11 protein-coding genes and 1 pseudogene are annotated in these 14,683 nt (G+C 72.9%); 8 read left to right on the top strand and 4 right to left on the bottom strand.

The features are described from left to right. Positions 1–27 precede the first annotated feature (27 nt). Complete coding sequence (locus EAO77_RS33105; RefSeq protein WP_147992011.1) at positions 28–2,211, top strand: 3-hydroxyacyl-CoA dehydrogenase NAD-binding domain-containing protein; 2,184 nt, start codon at positions 28–30, stop codon at positions 2,209–2,211. Between the two features lie 215 nt (positions 2,212–2,426). Continuing rightward, positions 2,427–4,259 carry an AMP-dependent synthetase/ligase gene (locus EAO77_RS33100; RefSeq protein ID WP_147992010.1) on the top strand — a complete coding sequence of 611 codons (1,833 nt, stop codon included), beginning with the start codon at positions 2,427–2,429 and terminating at the stop codon, positions 4,257–4,259. Between the two features lie 40 nt (positions 4,260–4,299). On the opposite strand, the pseudogene EAO77_RS33095 reads toward EAO77_RS33100, so the two are convergent. After that, positions 4,300–4,542, bottom strand: a pseudogene (locus tag EAO77_RS33095) (AMP-binding protein); the annotation flags it as partial. A 111-nt stretch (positions 4,543–4,653) separates the two neighbouring features. On the opposite strand from EAO77_RS33095, the gene EAO77_RS33090 reads away from it, so the two are divergent. From EAO77_RS33090 to EAO77_RS33080, 3 genes are read left to right on the top strand one after another with little or no spacing between them, the layout of a single operon-like run. Then, positions 4,654–5,835 (top strand): acyl-CoA dehydrogenase family protein, encoded by a 1,182-nt coding sequence (locus tag EAO77_RS33090; RefSeq protein ID WP_410088745.1) that lies wholly within the window; start codon positions 4,654–4,656, stop codon positions 5,833–5,835. Positions 5,836–5,857: 22 nt separating this feature from the next. Continuing rightward, entirely contained in the window at positions 5,858–7,072 is a 1,215-nt protein-coding gene (locus tag EAO77_RS33085; protein ID WP_147992009.1) for an acetyl-CoA C-acetyltransferase, read from the top strand. Positions 7,073–7,118: 46 nt separating this feature from the next. After that, on the top strand, positions 7,119–9,293 hold the full coding sequence (locus EAO77_RS33080) for a 3-hydroxyacyl-CoA dehydrogenase NAD-binding domain-containing protein (RefSeq protein ID WP_147992008.1): 2,175 nt from the start codon (positions 7,119–7,121) through the stop codon (positions 9,291–9,293). A gap of 21 nt (positions 9,294–9,314) precedes the next feature. On the opposite strand, the gene EAO77_RS33075 is transcribed toward EAO77_RS33080, so the two are convergent. Together EAO77_RS33075 and EAO77_RS33070 are read right to left on the bottom strand one after the other, a co-directional pair. Continuing rightward, complete coding sequence (locus EAO77_RS33075; protein ID WP_147992007.1) at positions 9,315–9,590, bottom strand: DUF2087 domain-containing protein; 276 nt, start codon at positions 9,588–9,590, stop codon at positions 9,315–9,317. Between the two features lie 40 nt (positions 9,591–9,630). Then, positions 9,631–10,359 (bottom strand): MerR family transcriptional regulator, encoded by a 729-nt coding sequence (locus tag EAO77_RS33070; RefSeq protein ID WP_147992006.1) that lies wholly within the window; start codon positions 10,357–10,359, stop codon positions 9,631–9,633. A 110-nt stretch (positions 10,360–10,469) separates the two neighbouring features. Here EAO77_RS33070 and EAO77_RS33065 point away from each other — a divergent pair, with 110 nt between their 5' ends. From EAO77_RS33065 to EAO77_RS33055, 3 genes are all read left to right on the top strand, one after another. Then, on the top strand, positions 10,470–10,949 hold the full coding sequence (locus tag EAO77_RS33065; RefSeq protein ID WP_147992005.1) for a macro domain-containing protein: 480 nt from the start codon (positions 10,470–10,472) through the stop codon (positions 10,947–10,949). Between the two features lie 174 nt (positions 10,950–11,123). Continuing rightward, on the top strand, positions 11,124–11,894 hold the full coding sequence (uppS, locus tag EAO77_RS33060) for a polyprenyl diphosphate synthase (protein WP_147992004.1): 771 nt from the start codon (positions 11,124–11,126) through the stop codon (positions 11,892–11,894). Beyond that, positions 11,894–13,444, top strand: coding sequence for an oxygenase MpaB family protein (locus EAO77_RS33055; protein WP_147992003.1), 1,551 nt, complete (start codon positions 11,894–11,896; stop codon positions 13,442–13,444). The genes uppS and EAO77_RS33055 overlap by 1 nt, the downstream gene beginning before the upstream one ends. 120 nt (positions 13,445–13,564) lie before the next feature. On the opposite strand, the gene EAO77_RS33050 is transcribed toward EAO77_RS33055, so the two are convergent. Then, positions 13,565–14,641, bottom strand: coding sequence for a S1 family peptidase (locus EAO77_RS33050; RefSeq protein ID WP_147992002.1), 1,077 nt, complete (start codon positions 14,639–14,641; stop codon positions 13,565–13,567). Positions 14,642–14,683: the final 42 nt, after the last annotated feature.

Below are 14,683 nucleotides of genomic sequence, written 5' to 3'. Positions count from 1 at the left end.
CGTTCACCTCAACGGGAGACACCAGCCATGGACACCACCGCGGGACCCTCCACCATCCGCTGGGAAGAGTCCGACGACCATGTCGTCACCCTCGTCCTCGACGATCCGGACCAGTCCGCCAACACCATGAACGCCGCGTTCATCGACTCGCTGGACGCCGTCGCGGCGCGGCTGGCCGAACGCGGCGACACCGTCCGGGGCGTCATCGTCACCTCCGCCAAGAAGAGCTTCTTCGCCGGCGGCGACCTGCACGACCTGAAGTCCGTCACCCCCGGGACCGCCGGCGCCGCCTTCGAGGCCGGGATGCGTGTCAAGCGCTCGCTGCGTGTCCTGGAGACGCTGGGCAGGCCCGTGGTCGCGGCGATCAACGGCGCCGCGCTGGGCGGCGGTTACGAGATCGCCCTGGCCTGTCACCACCGGGTGGTGCTGGACAGCCCGGCCGCCCGCGTCGGGCTCCCCGAAGTCACGCTGGGCCTGCTGCCGGGCGGCGGCGGAGTGACCCGCACCGTCCGTATGCTCGGCGTGGCGGACGCCCTGCGGAAGGTCCTCCTGGAAGGCACCCGGTACGGACCGGCACGCGCGCTGGACGCCGGCCTCGTCGACGAGATCGCCGCCGACCCGGCCGATCTCCTCGCCAGGGCACGGGCGTTCGTCGACGCCCACCCGCAGTCCGCACAGCCCTGGGACGCCCCCGGCTACCGCATCCCCGGCGGCACCCCCTCGCACCCGCAGCTGGCCGCTCAGCTCCCCGCCCTCCCCGCACTGCTGAAGAAGAGGACCGGCGGGGCGCCCGCTCCGGCGCCGCGGAACATCCTCGCGGCGGCCGTGGAGGGCTCCCAGGTCGACGTGGACACCGCCTTCGCGGTGGAAGCGCGGTATCTGACCGACCTGGTCACCGGGCAGATCGCCAAGAACATGATCCAGGCGTTCTTCTTCGACCTCCAGGCCGTCAACTCCGGCGCCGGCCGCCCGCAGGGGATCGAGCCCCGCACGGTGCGCAGGGTCGCCGTCCTCGGCGCCGGGATGATGGGCGCCGGCATCGCCTGGTCCTGCGCCCGCGCCGGCATCGAGGTCGTCCTCAAGGACGTGACGCCCGAGGCCGCCGCCAAGGGCCGGGCCTACTCCGAGAAGCTGTGCGCCAAGGCCGTCTCCCGAGGCGGCATGACGCAGGAAGAGGCGGACACCCTGCTGGCCCGGATCACGCCCACCGCCGACGCGGCGGACCTGGCCGGCTGCGACGCCGTCATCGAGGCGGTCTTCGAGGACACCGCCCTCAAGCACAAGGTGTTCCAGGAGATCCAGCACGTCGTCGCCCCTGACGCGCTGCTGTGCTCCAACACCTCCACCCTGCCCATCACCGCCCTCGCCGAGGGCGTGGAACGCCAGGACGACTTCATCGGCCTGCACTTCTTCTCGCCGGTCGACAAGATGCCGCTGGTGGAGATCGTCAAGGGCGAGAAGTCGGGGGACGAGGCGCTCGCGCGGGCCTTCGACCTGGTGCGGCAGATCGGCAAGACGCCGATCGTGGTCAACGACGCGCGCGGCTTCTTCACCTCCCGCGTCATCGGCCGCTTCATCGACGAGGGCGTGGCGATGGTCGGCGAGGGCATCGACCCGGCCTCCGTCGAACAGGCCGCCGCCCAGGCCGGCTATCCGGCCAAGGTCCTCAGCCTGATGGACGAACTCACCCTCACCCTGCCGCGCAGGATCCGCGAGGAGACCCGCCGCGCCGTCGAGGCCGCGGGCGGCGACTGGCAGCCGCACCCCGCGGACGCGGTGGTGGACCGCATGATCGACGAGTTCGGCCGCCCCGGCCGGTCCGGCGGCGCGGGCTTCTACGACTACGCCGACGGCAGGCGCACCGGTCTCTGGCCCGGGCTGCGCGAGCACTTCACGGATCCGGCGAAGCAGCCCGCCGACCTCACCGAGGCGGCGGAGCGGATGCTCTTCGCCGAGGCCCTGGACTCGGTGCGCTGCCTGGAGGAGGGCGTCCTGGTCTCGGTGGCCGACGCCAACGTCGGCTCGCTCCTCGGCATCGGTTTCCCGCCGTGGACGGGCGGCGTGCTGCAGTACATCAACGGCTACGACGGCGGGCTGCCCGGCTTCGTCGCCCGTGCGCATGAGCTGGCCGAGCGCCACGGCGACCGGTTCCGGCCCCCGGCGCTGCTGGTGGCCAAGGCCGAGCGGGGCGAGACCTTCACCGACTCCTGATCCGCTCCGGGTGCGGGGCGCGGCCCGACGTCCCCGGCGGCCCCGCACCTCCTGAGCACCGACCGGTTCCCGTGGGCCGGGCCGCCCTTGCCCGGGGGCCCCGTGCCACGGGCGGCCCGCCCCACGCCACACCCCGGCCCCACCGGGCACGCCGCAGGGGTTCTCCCTCCGCCCGGTGTCCCCGGACGTTCCCTTCCGCCCGCAAGGAKGACCCGATGACATCAGCACCCCGCCCCGGCGGCGACCTGCCCGACTCCCCGGCCGACCGGACGCTGCCGCAGCTGCTGGCCCGAAACGCCCGCGAGTACCCCGGACTCCCCGGCCTGTCCTGGCAGTCGGAGGACCCGGACGGCGACTGGACGACGCTCAGCTGGGCGGAGATCCACGAGCGCACCCGCCGCCTCGCCGCCGGCTGCAGAGCACTCGGCGTCGGCCGCGGCGACCACGTCCTGCTGATGATGTCCAACCGGCCCGAGCACTGGCTGACCGACCTGGCACTGGTCCGCATCGGCGCGGTCCCGGTCAGCGTCTACGGCACCTCGGCCCCCGAGCAGATCACCCATATCGCCCGCAACTGCCGGGCCCGCCTCGCCGTGGTGGAGGGAGCGGCGCAGGTGGCGGTCTGGGAGCCCCTGCTGGCGGACGCCGGCACCCCGCTGGAGCGCCTGGTGGTGGCCGAGACGGGCGCGGAGGGCAGCCACCTTCCGTATGCCGCCCTGCTCGGCGAACCGGTGCCGGAGGAGTTCGCCGCGGAACTGGACACCGCCCGTCCCGAGGACCCGCTGACCGTCGTCTACACCTCCGGCACCAGCGGCGAACCCAAGGGCGTCGTCCTGACCCATCGCCAGGTGATGGCCAACGCCCTGGCGCTGGACGCCGTGGTGGAGCTGCCCGAGCACGTCGAGCACATCTGCTATCTGCCCTTCGCCCACATCGCCGAGCGGATGCTGGGCATCTACCTGCCCTGCCACCGGGCCTCCCACGTCTACCTCTGCGCCGACCCGACGGGCGTCGCCGCCGTGGTGCGCAAGGTGCGTCCCGCGCAGTTCTTCGGTGTGCCGAGGATCTGGGAGAAGCTGTCCGCCGCGGTGCGGGGCGTCCTCTCGCTGATGCCCGCCGAGCAGCGGGCCGTCATCGACCAGGCGTTCGAGGTCGCCCGTGAGCACGTCGGCCACCGGGAGCGGGGCGAGACACCGCCCGCCGAGCTGGAGAAGGACTACGCCCGGGTCCGCCAGGACGTGCTGCTGCCCATGCTGGCCGCGGGCGGCCTGGACCGTGTGACCTGGTCGGCCAGTGCGTCGGCGCCGATGTCCGTCGACGTGGTGAGGTTCTGGGCCGGCTTCGGCATCGTCATCATGGACGCCTGGGGGATGACCGAGACCACCGGTGTGGCCACCAGCAACAGCCCCCGGGCGGGCTTCCGGCTCGGCTCGGTGGGACGTCCGGTGGAGTCGGTGGAGGTCCGGGTCGCCGAGGACGGCGAGATCCTGGTGCGGGGCTCGTCCGTCTTCTCCGGCTACCTCCAGCCGGACGGCTCGGTGCGGTCCGCCCTGGACGCCGACGGCTGGCTGGCCACCGGCGACATCGGCCGGATGGACGAGGACGGCTACCTCTGGCTCACCGACCGGAAGAAGGAGATGATCATCACCTCCACCGGCAAGAACGTCTCGCCGGCGCTGGTGGAGAACGCGCTCAAGGCGCACCCGCTGATCGGCCAGGCGATGGTGCACGGCGACAACCGCTCCTATCTGGTCGCCCTGCTGGTGCTCGACGCGGAGGCGGCCCCCGCCTGGGCCGCCGCCAACGGTGTGGAGGCGCAGGGCGGACCGGCCGCGCTGGCGCGGCACCCCGCCGTCCGGGCGGAGGTGGCCCGGGCGGTCGCCGCCGCCAACACCCGCCTCAACCACACCGAGCAGGTCAAGCGGTACGAGCTGCTGACCGAGGAGTGGGGCCCGGCCACGGGCGAGCTGACGCCGTCGCTGAAGATGCGGCGCCGGGTCATCCGGGACAAGTACGCCGAGGCGCTGGCCGGGCTCTACCAGGACTGAGCCGGGCGTCCGTCCCGCCGCCGGCCCGGATGCGTGCGGCCCCGGTGGCGGGGTGCCGTCCCGGAGGCGGCCCGGTCCCCGTAGCGCCGTCCGGCTGGAGGTAGCCGGAGAAGACGGACGAGCCCCGCACCAGGATCTCGCCGTCCTCGGCGACCCGGACCTCCACCGACTCCACCGGACGTCCCACCGAGCCGAGCCGGAAGCCCGCCCGGGGGCTGTTGCTGGTGGCCACACCGGTGGTCTCGGTCATCCCCCAGGCGTCCATGATGACGATGCCGAAGCCGCCCGCCGCTGGCTCATCTCCCGCTACGAGCCCGGCACCGGCCCGGACACCGCCCGCCGGGCGCGCAGCTGGTTCTCGGTCCGCTTCGTCGGCGAGGGCGGCGGCCGCCGCGTGTTCACCGAGGTCACGGGCGGGGACCCGGGGTACGACGAGACCGCGAAGATCYTCRCCGAGGAGCACGAGGCGTTCCGCGAGACCGTGCGCACCTTCCTCACCAAGGAGGTGCTGCCGCACTACGAGCAGTGGGAGAAGGACGGCATCGTCAGCCGCGAGGCGTGGCTCGCGGCGGGCCGCCAGGGCCTGCTGGGCCTCGCCGTGCCCGAGGAGTACGGCGGCGGCGGCAACGACGACTTCCGCTACGCCGCCGTGCTGCACGAGGAGTTCACCCGGGCCGGCACCCCCGGGCTCGCCGTCGGCCTGCACAACGACATCATCGGCCCGTACCTCACCTCGCTCGGCACCGAGGAGCAGAAGCGGCGCTGGCTGCCCGGCTTCTGCAGCGGCGAGATCATCACGGCCATCGCCATGACCGAGCCGGGCGCCGGCTCCGACCTCCAGGGCATCCGCACCACCGCCGAGGACCGCGGCGACCACTGGGTGCTCAACGGCTCCAAGACGTTCATCTCCAACGGCATCCTGGCCGACCTGGTGGTCGTCGTGGCGAAGACCACCCCCGAGGGCGGCGCCCACGGCCTGTCGCTGCTCGTCGTCGAACGCGGCGCCGAGGGCTTCGAACGCGGCCGCAACCTCGACAAGATCGGCCAGAAGTCGCAGGACACCGCCGAACTCTTCTTCCACGACGTCCGCGTCCCCAAGGAGAACCTGCTCGGCGAGCTCGACGGCGCGTTCATCCACCTGATGACCAACCTCGCCCAGGAGCGGATGGCGATCGCGGTCGCCGGCATCGCCGCGGCCGAGCACCTGCTGGAGATCACCACCGCGTACGTGAAGGAGCGCGAGGCGTTCGGGCGGCCGCTGGCCCGGCTCCAGCACATCCGCTTCGAGATCGCGGAGCTGGCCACCGAGTGCGCCGTCACCCGCGCCTTCCTCGACCGCTGCATCGCCGACCACGCCAGGGGCGAACTGGACGCCGTGCACGCCTCGATGGCGAAGTGGTGGGCCACCGAGCTCCAGAAGCGCGCCGCCGACCGCTGCCTCCAGCTCCACGGCGGGTACGGCTACATGAACGAGTACCGCGTCGCCCGGGCCTTCACCGACGGACGCATCCAGACCATCTACGGCGGGACGACCGAGATCATGAAGGAGATCATCGGTCGCTCCCTGCTCGGCTAACCCTCCCCGAAAGGCTGACAAGGTGAGCACCGAAGCGTACGTGTACGACGCGATCCGCACCCCGCGCGGACGCGGCAAGGCCAACGGCGCCCTGCACGGCACCAAGCCGATCGACCTCGTCGTCGGCCTGATCCACGAGATCGAGCGCCGCTTCCCCGGCCTCGACCCGGCCGCGATCGACGACATCGTCCTCGGCGTCGTCGGCCCGGTCGGCGACCAGGGCTCGGACATCGCCCGCATCGCGGCCATCGCCGCCGGGCTGCCCGACACCGTTGCCGGAGTCCAGGAGAACCGCTTCTGCGCCTCCGGTCTGGAAGCCGTCAACATGGCCGCGATGAAGGTCCGCTCCGGCTGGGAGGACCTCGTGCTGGCCGGCGGCGTCGAGTCGATGTCCCGCGTCCCCATGGCCTCCGACGGCGGTGCCTGGTTCGCCGACCCGATGACCAACCACGAGACCGGCTTCGTCCCGCAGGGCATCGGTGCGGACCTGATCGCCACGCTCGGCGGCTGGTCGCGCCGGGACGTCGACGAGTACGCGGCCCTGTCGCAGGAGCGGGCCGCCGCCGCGTGGAAGGACGGCCGTTTCGACCGGTCCGTCGTCCCCGTCCGCGACCGCAACGGCCTGGTCGTCCTCGACCACGACGAGCACATGCGCCCGGGCACCACGGCGGACTCGCTCGCCGCCCTCAAGCCGTCCTTCGCCGGCATCGGCGACCTCGGCGGCTTCGACGCCGTCGCGCTCCAGAAGTACCACTGGGTGGAGCGGATCGACCACGTCCACCACGCGGGCAACTCCTCCGGGATCGTCGACGGGGCCGCCCTCGTCGCCATCGGCAGCAAGGAGGTCGGGGACCGCTACGGCCTCACCCCGCGCGCCCGGATCGTCTCGGCGGCCGTCTCCGGATCCGAGCCGACCATCATGCTCACCGGCCCCGCGCCGGCCACCCGCAAGGCGCTGAAGCGCGCCGGGCTGACCATCGACGACATCGACCTCGTCGAGATCAACGAGGCCTTCGCCGGCGTGGTGCTCCGCTTCGCGGCGGACATGGGGCTGTCGCTGGACAAGGTCAACGTCAACGGCGGCGCCATCGCCCTGGGCCACCCCCTCGGCGCCACCGGCGCGATGATCCTCGGCACCCTCGTCGACGAACTGGAGCGCCAGGACAAGCGGTACGGCCTCGCCACCCTGTGCGTGGGCGGCGGCATGGGCATCGCCACCGTCGTCGAGCGTCTCTGACTCCCGTCCTCTTCCGCCCCTTCCGCGTATCGGAGCAGCCACCACCATGAGCGAGTCCACCACCATCCGCTGGGAACAGGACGAGACCGGCATCGTCACCCTCGTCCTCGACGACCCCGCCCAGTCCGCGAACACCATGAACCAGGCGTTCAAGGAGTCGATCGCGGCCGTCGCCGAGAGGGCCGAGGCCGAGCAGGAGTCCATCCGCGGCATCATCTTCACCTCCGCCAAGAAGACCTTCTTCGCCGGCGGGGACCTCAAGGACATGATCAAGGCAGGGCCGGAGGACGCCCAGTTCGTCTTCGACGCCGGCATGGGCATCAAGCGCGCCCTGCGCCGGATCGAGACGCTCGGCAAGCCCGTCGTCGCGGCCATCAACGGCGCTGCCCTGGGCGGCGGTTACGAGATCGCCCTCGCCTGCCACCACCGCATCGCGCTCGACGCGCCCGGTTCCAAGATCGGCCTGCCCGAGGTCACCCTCGGCCTGCTCCCCGCGGGCGGCGGCGTGACCCGCACCGTCCGCCTCATGGGCATCGCCGACGCCCTGCTGAAGGTGCTGCTCCAGGGCACCCAGTACACCCCGCGCCGCGCCGTGGAGAACGGCCTCGTCCACGAACTGGCCGCCACCCCGGAGGAGATGCTCGCCAGGGCCCGCGCCTTCATCGACGCCAACCCGGAGTCCCGCCAGCCGTGGGACGTCAAGGGCTACCGGATCCCCGGCGGCACCCCGTCGAACCCCAAGTTCGCCGCCAACCTCCCGGCCTTCCCCGCCAACCTGAAGAAGCAGACCGCCGGTGCCCCCTACCCGGCCCCGCGCAACATCCTGGCGGCGGCCGTCGAGGGCTCCCAGGTCGACTTCGAGACCGCCCAGGTCATCGAGGCGCGCTACTTCACCGAGCTGGTCACCGGGCAGACCGCCAAGAACATGATCCAGGCGTTCTTCTTCGACCTCCAGGCCGTCAACTCCGGCGCCAGCCGCCCGCAGGGGATCGAGCCCCGCACGGTGCGCAGGGTCGCCGTCCTCGGCGCCGGGATGATGGGCGCCGGCATCGCCTACTCCTGCGCCCGCGCCGGCATCGAGGTCGTCCTCAAGGACGTGACGCCCGAGGCCGCCGCCAAGGGCCGGGCCTACTCCGAGAAGCTGTGCGCCAAGGCCGTCTCCCGGGGCCGCACCACGCAGGAGAAGGCCGACGCGCTGCTCGCCCGGATCACGCCCACCTCCGACGCCGCCGACCTGGCCGGCTGCGACGTCGTCATCGAGGCGGTCTTCGAGGACACCGCCCTCAAGCACAAGGTGTTCCAGGAGATCCAGGACGTCGTCGAACCCGACGCCCTGCTGTGCTCCAACACCTCCACCCTGCCGATCACCACCCTCGCCGAAGGCGTCTCGCGGCAGGACGACTTCATCGGCCTGCACTTTTTCTCGCCGGTCGACAAGATGCCGCTGGTGGAGATCATCCGGGGCGAACGGACCGGCGACGAGGCGCTCGCCCGCGCCTTCGACCTGGTGCGGCGGATCAACAAGACCCCGATCGTCGTCAACGACTCCCGCGGCTTCTTCACCTCCCGCGTCATCGGCCAGTTCATCAACGAGGGCGTGGCGATGGTCGGCGAGGGCGCCGACCCCGTCTCCGTCGAACAGGCCGCCGCCCAGGCCGGCTATCCGGCCAAGGTCCTCAGCCTGATGGACGAACTCACCCTCACCCTGCCGCGCAAGATCCGCAACGAGACCAAGCGGGCGGTCGAGGAGGCCGGCGGCACCTGGCCGGGGCACCCGTCCGACGCCGTCATCGACCGGATGGTCGACGAGTTCGGGCGCACCGGGCGGTCCGGCGGCGCCGGCTTCTACGACTACGACGAGGACGGCCGGCGGGCCGGCCTGTGGCCGGGCCTGCGCGAGCACTTCACCCGGCCGGGCACGGACATCCCGTTCGAGGACATGCAGGAGCGGATGCTCTTCTCCGAGGCGCTGGACACCGTCCGCTGCCTGGAGGAGAACGTCCTGACCACGGTCGCCGACGCCAACATCGGCTCCATCATGGGCATCGGATTCCCCGCCTGGACCGGCGGCGTGCTCCAGTACGTCAACGGCTACGAGGGCGGGCTGCCCGGCTTCGTAGCCCGCGCCCGCGAACTGGCCGAGCGCTACGGCGACCGGTTCCTGCCCCCGGCGCTGCTGGTGGCCAAGGCCGAGCGGGGAGAGGTCTTCACCGACGCGTGACGCCGCACGGGACGGCGGCGGTCACCGGCTCCGCCGGTAGCTGCCGCCGTCCCTCGTCCGGACCAGCTGCCCCCCGACCACCAGGTAGCGGCGCAGCGCGGCGCAGTCGTCGTGCACCGTCAGCAGCGCCTCGTTGACCTCCCGCTCGGTGTAGTCGCGGCCGGACGCGAACAGGGTCTCGGCCAGGTGCCCGAGCAGCTGCTCGCGGCGGGCGGCCCTGCGCGGGATCGCCGTCAGACGGCCGTTGGAGAAGAGGGCGTGCACCGAGTGCGCGGTGCCGGCTGCATGGAGGGACATGCCCGCAGCCTCACCCATCGCACCGCGCCGGACAACGCATTTACCGCCCGCCGGCGCCGAGCGCGCCCCGCAGTTCCTCCCGCAGCGACCTCTGGAACGCCGTCACCAGGGCCTGCACGACGATCGGCTGCATATGGGCGGAGAGCGACTTCATCGCCGCCGTCGCATGCTCCGGATCCCGCTCCCGGTAGGGCCCCCACACCTCGTCGCGGAACAGGCGCGACAGTTCCTGCGCGGCCGAACGGGCGTGCTCCAGCAGCACGGTGCGGGAGGCGAGGATCGTCTCGTGCGCGATGGGCACGTCCAGCAGTTCGGCCCCGAGCCGCAGCAGCGACCCGTCGAGCAGGTACCCGCCGTCGGCACCGGCGTCCAGCACCCCCATGGCGGCGAGCCGCTCCACGTCCTCGTCCGACAGCGTCCGCCCCGCCCTGCGCTCCAGTTCCGCCCGGGTGACCGGCTCGGGCGACTCGGGGGCCCAGGTCGCCACCAGGGCCCGGTGGATCGCCAGGTCCTGTGCGCTCAGGTCGGCGGGAAGCTGCTCCAGGTAGCGCTCGATGGCGGCGAGGGTCATGCCCTGGTGCTGGAGTTCCTCGATCAGCGCCAGCCGGGAAAGATGGTCCCGCCCGTAGTGTCCGACCCTGCGCGGGCCGATCACCGGTGGCGGCAGCAGGCCGCGGGTGCCGTAGAAACGGATGGTCCGCACCGTCACCCCTGCGCGCGCGGCCAGCTCGTCGACGGTATACGCCGCCTCCTCGGTCACGTCCGCCATGGCACTCCCTCTCCCGACCGCCACATACTGCGCTGTACAACAGTATTGCTGTCTCACCATCGCTGTGAAAGCCGGGACGGCATGTCAGTGGCTGATCGTACGGTGGTGCCATGGCCGAGATCGCATATGTCCGGGGCGACGCCACCGCGCCGCAGGGCAAGGGCGTCAAACTGATCGCGCACGTCTGCAACGACCTGGGCGGATGGGGCAAGGGCTTCGTCCTCGCCCTCTCCCGCCGCTGGCCCGGGCCCGAGGCGGAGTACCGGCGCTGGCACCGGGAGCGCGCGGGCAACGACTTCGCCCTGGGCGCGGCACAGTTCGTCCGGGTCGGCAGCCGGTTGTGGGTGGCCAACATGATCGGCCAGCGGGGCACGAGGACCGGCAGCAGAGGCGTCCCCGTCCGCTACGAGGCGATCGACAGCGCCCTCGACGCGGTGGGCGTCAAGGCGCTCGAACTGGGTGCCTCGGTGCACATGCCGCGGATCGGGTGCGGCCTCGCCGGGGGCAGGTGGTCGCGTGTCGAGCCGCTGACAGCCGCCCGGCTGACGGCCCGTGGCGTCGAGGTCACGGTGTACGACCACGGCGACTGAGCGCCGTTGCCCCGGTCGCACTGGTGAGCCATGGGTGACGGGGATCCCGATGCGGCCCGGGGCCCCTCGTGGCGCTGCCACACTCCTCGCAGTGATCGCTCGGAACGCCCTGGCGTGCCGGGCCGGTCGCGTGGCGCCCGGGGAACGACGGGCGACGGGCACAGGGGTGGGGGCATGACGCACGACGGGGTGACGGCCGGCGCCGACGCGGGGCCGCGGAACGGGCCGCCGTCGGCCGTTCCGCGTCACGTCGCCTGTGTGATGGACGGCAACGGCCGCTGGGCCGCGCGCCGTTCGCTGCCCCGCACCGCGGGGCACCGGGCCGCGGAGACCACGGTGATCGACGTCATCGAGGCGGCGAGGTCGTCCGGGGTCCGGTGGCTGAGCCTGTACGCCTTCTCCACCGAGAACTGGAGCCGTCCCCCGTCGGAGGTCGACTTCCTGATGCGCCTGGTCCGCGGCGTCGTGCGCAAGCACGCCCCCCTGCTGCTCGCGCGGGGGGTGCGCTGCCGGTTCCTCGGGGTCACGGACGAGCGCGTGCCGAGGGAGCTGGCCCAGGACTTCAGGGACCTCACCACCCTCACCGAGGGCAACCGGGGCATGACCCTCACGGTGGCGTTCGACCACGGGGGCCGGCGGGACATCGTCGAGGCCGCCAGGTCGCTGATCCGCGGCGGCGCGCGCGCCGACGACGTGACCGAGGAGACCTTCGCGGCGCATCTCCCGTTCCCCGACACCCCCGACGTGGACCTCGTGATCCGCACCTCCGGCGAGCAGCGCATCTCCAACTTCATGCTCTGGCAGGTCGCCTACGCCGAGTGGGTCTTCCCGCAGGTCCTGTGGCCGGACTTCCGCGCCTCGCACTTCCTCGAATGCCTGCACACGTACCAGCGACGCGACCGCCGTTTCGGCGGCGTCCCGTCCCAGCCGAACGGAGCACCGTGATGTCACCAGGCCACGACGAGGCCGCCCCTGACGCGTCCCCGCCCGCGGGCCCCGATGACCACCGCTCCGGTGCCGGGGGCGAGGGTTCGCCCCTCTTCGGGCCGGGCTCGCATTTCCACGCGCTCTTCGACGACCCCCGGTGGGCGCTGGCCGTCGTCCGGGCGACCGTGCTGGAGGCCGCCCACCCGCAGGTCGGAGCCGCGCTCGCCGACAACTCCACCTTCGTCGCCCACCCCTGGCGGAGGCTGCGGAACACCCTCACCAGCCTGCGCCGCATGTTCGGCGCCGACGAGGACGTACGGCGCAGGGAGGCCGCCCGTCTCAACCGGCTGCACGCTCGCCTCGACGGCACCGACGGCCGCGGCCGGCCCTACGACGCCATGGACCCCGAGGTGCGGGCGTGGGTGGTGGCGACCCTCTTCGAGAGCACCGTCACCATGTTCCGGATGAGCGGCCGGCCGATGGACCAGGACACGATGGAGCGGCTCTACGCCGAATTCCGGGCCTTCCTCGCCGCGCTCGACACGGACGCCGGACATCTCCCCGACGACCTGCCGGGCTTCTGGCGGTACTTCGACCGCGTCGTCGCCGAGGAGCTGGAGAACACGGAGGCCGCCCGCATCATCCTGTACCGGCTGTTCGACCGGCTGCCCGCCCCGCCGCTGCTCCAGGGCATGCCCACGCTGTGGGCGGCCGGCCGGGCCGTCGCCGGTCCCGTCCTGGGGGCGATCACCGTGGCCTCGCTGCCGGAGCCGTACCGGCGGAGGGCCGGACTGCCGGAGATGCCGGGCGCCCGCACGCTGATGCAGGGCGCCTACGTCGCCGCCGGGCTGGCCGCCCTCCTGCCCGCCGGCTGGCTCCGTGCGGAGAGCCTCGTGGAGCTCCTCTCCGTCTCGTCCGGGAGCGACGACCCCCGGGCGCAGGCCGTCGGCGCCCTGCAGGAGCGGATGCGACGGGCGGCGGCGCTGCTGCGTCTGATCGGCCCGTTCGCGGCGACGGGCACCGCTCCCGGCTCCGGTCCGGGCACCGCTGCAGGGACCGGGGCCGCTCACGGGGCGGGGGGTGGTGAAAGCCGTCGGTCGGCCGAGGAGTTCTTCCGGCAGGTGCTGGACCAGACCGGCGACGGGTATCTGGACTGGCCGGACCTCGCGGCGATGGCCCGCGAACTGTCCACCCGCCTCGATCTGGACGAGCCCGACGAGACGGCGCTCTACCAGGCCTTCGCCGACTGGTGGCGCGAGCTCCAGAGCGCGCTGGACACGGACGGCGACGGCCGGGTGAGCGCCGGGGAGTACGCGGCGGCCGTACCCGCCCTGGCCGGCCCCGCCCTGATCCGCGTCGCCGAGGTCCTGTTCGCGGTCACGGACAGGGACGGTGACGGGACCATCGACGCCGCCGAGTACCGGGCGCTGTTCCGCACCGGCTTCCGCCGGGACACGGCGGGCGCCGGCGGCACGTACGACCGGGCCGCCTTCGTGCGGGACTTCCTCTCCTTCATGGCGGCCCGCCGTCGTTCGAGCCCGTACGACCCCCTGCTGGCCGAGGCGTGACGACGGCCGGTCCGGGGCGGGTCACCGCGCCCCGGACCGGCCGCGGGTCCGTGCAGGGGTGGGGGTGCCCCGTCGCGGTCGCACCCCCGGCCCCGTCGTGCCGTGCGCGTGCGGCCGGCCTCAGTAGACGGCCACCCCGTAGGCGCTCAGCGCCTCGCGGACCGGCTGGTGCAGCGCGGAGCCGCTGGTGCCGGAGCAGCCGGAGCTGCCCGAGTGGATGCCCAGAGCGGTCGTGCCGGCGAAGTGGGCGCCGCCGCTGTCGCCGCCCGCGGAACAGGCCGTCGTGCGGACGAGGTTGTAGACGGGGCCCTCGCTGTAGTTCACCGTGACGTTCACGGCGGTGACCGTTCCGCTGGTGATCCTGGTGGTGGAGCCGGACTTGCGGATGGCCTGCCCCACGACGGCGTCGGCAGCCGAGGTGATGTCCTGGCGGCTGCCGTTCCAGAGGTTCACGTCGCCCGCCGGCTGCGAGCCGTCCGTGTAGCGGACGAGACCGTAGTCGTTGGTGGGGAAGCTGGTGCCCTCACGGGTGCCGACGGACGGGCCGCCGGAGGTCGCCGACCAGCTGCTCGCCGCGTTGGTGCAGTGCCCGGCGGTGAGGAAGTAACGCGCCGTGCCCTTGGACACGTTGAACGCGGCCGAGCAGCGGTACCCGCCGCCGTAGATCGCGTCGCCGCCCGCGACCTCCTTGGTGAAGGTCCCCGGCACGCGGGTGATCCGCACGCTGTCGCCGAGACCGGCGGCGACCTTGCGCAGCCTGGCCATGTCGCGCGCCGACACGGACCGGTCGGCCTCCACGGACACCTGGTTGGTCCTCGGGTCGATGCCCCACGAGGTCCCGGTGATCTTCGCCCGGCTCTCCAGGGTGTCCATGGTGGAGCGCAGGTCGGCCAGGGAGCGGTCGACGATCTCGGCACGGGCGCCGCTGTCGCGGACCGCTGCCGCCGCGGCGGCGTCCGTCACGGTCACCACGAGCTCGCCGCTCGCCGCGTCGAGGTAGGAGCCGGCGGTGCGGTCGCCGAGGCCGCGGGCGAGCGAGGTGTGCAGGGCGTACTGGGCGGCGGTCGCCGACACCCCGGGTGCCGGGGCCCCGGCGGAGGGCTCCGGTTCGGCGGCCGACGCGTGGCTGCCGAGGCCGACGGCGGTCAGGGCGAGCAGGGCGGGAAGGCAGATGCGCGCACGGGAGGTGCGTCTCATGGGGGCTTCTCCTTCGTACGAGTCCGTGGGGGGATCGCCCTG

The organism is Streptomyces sp. T39, from assembly GCF_008042045.1.
Lineage (GTDB): Bacteria > Actinomycetota > Actinomycetes > Streptomycetales > Streptomycetaceae > Streptomyces.
This window is presented reverse-complemented; position numbering and strand designations above follow the sequence as displayed.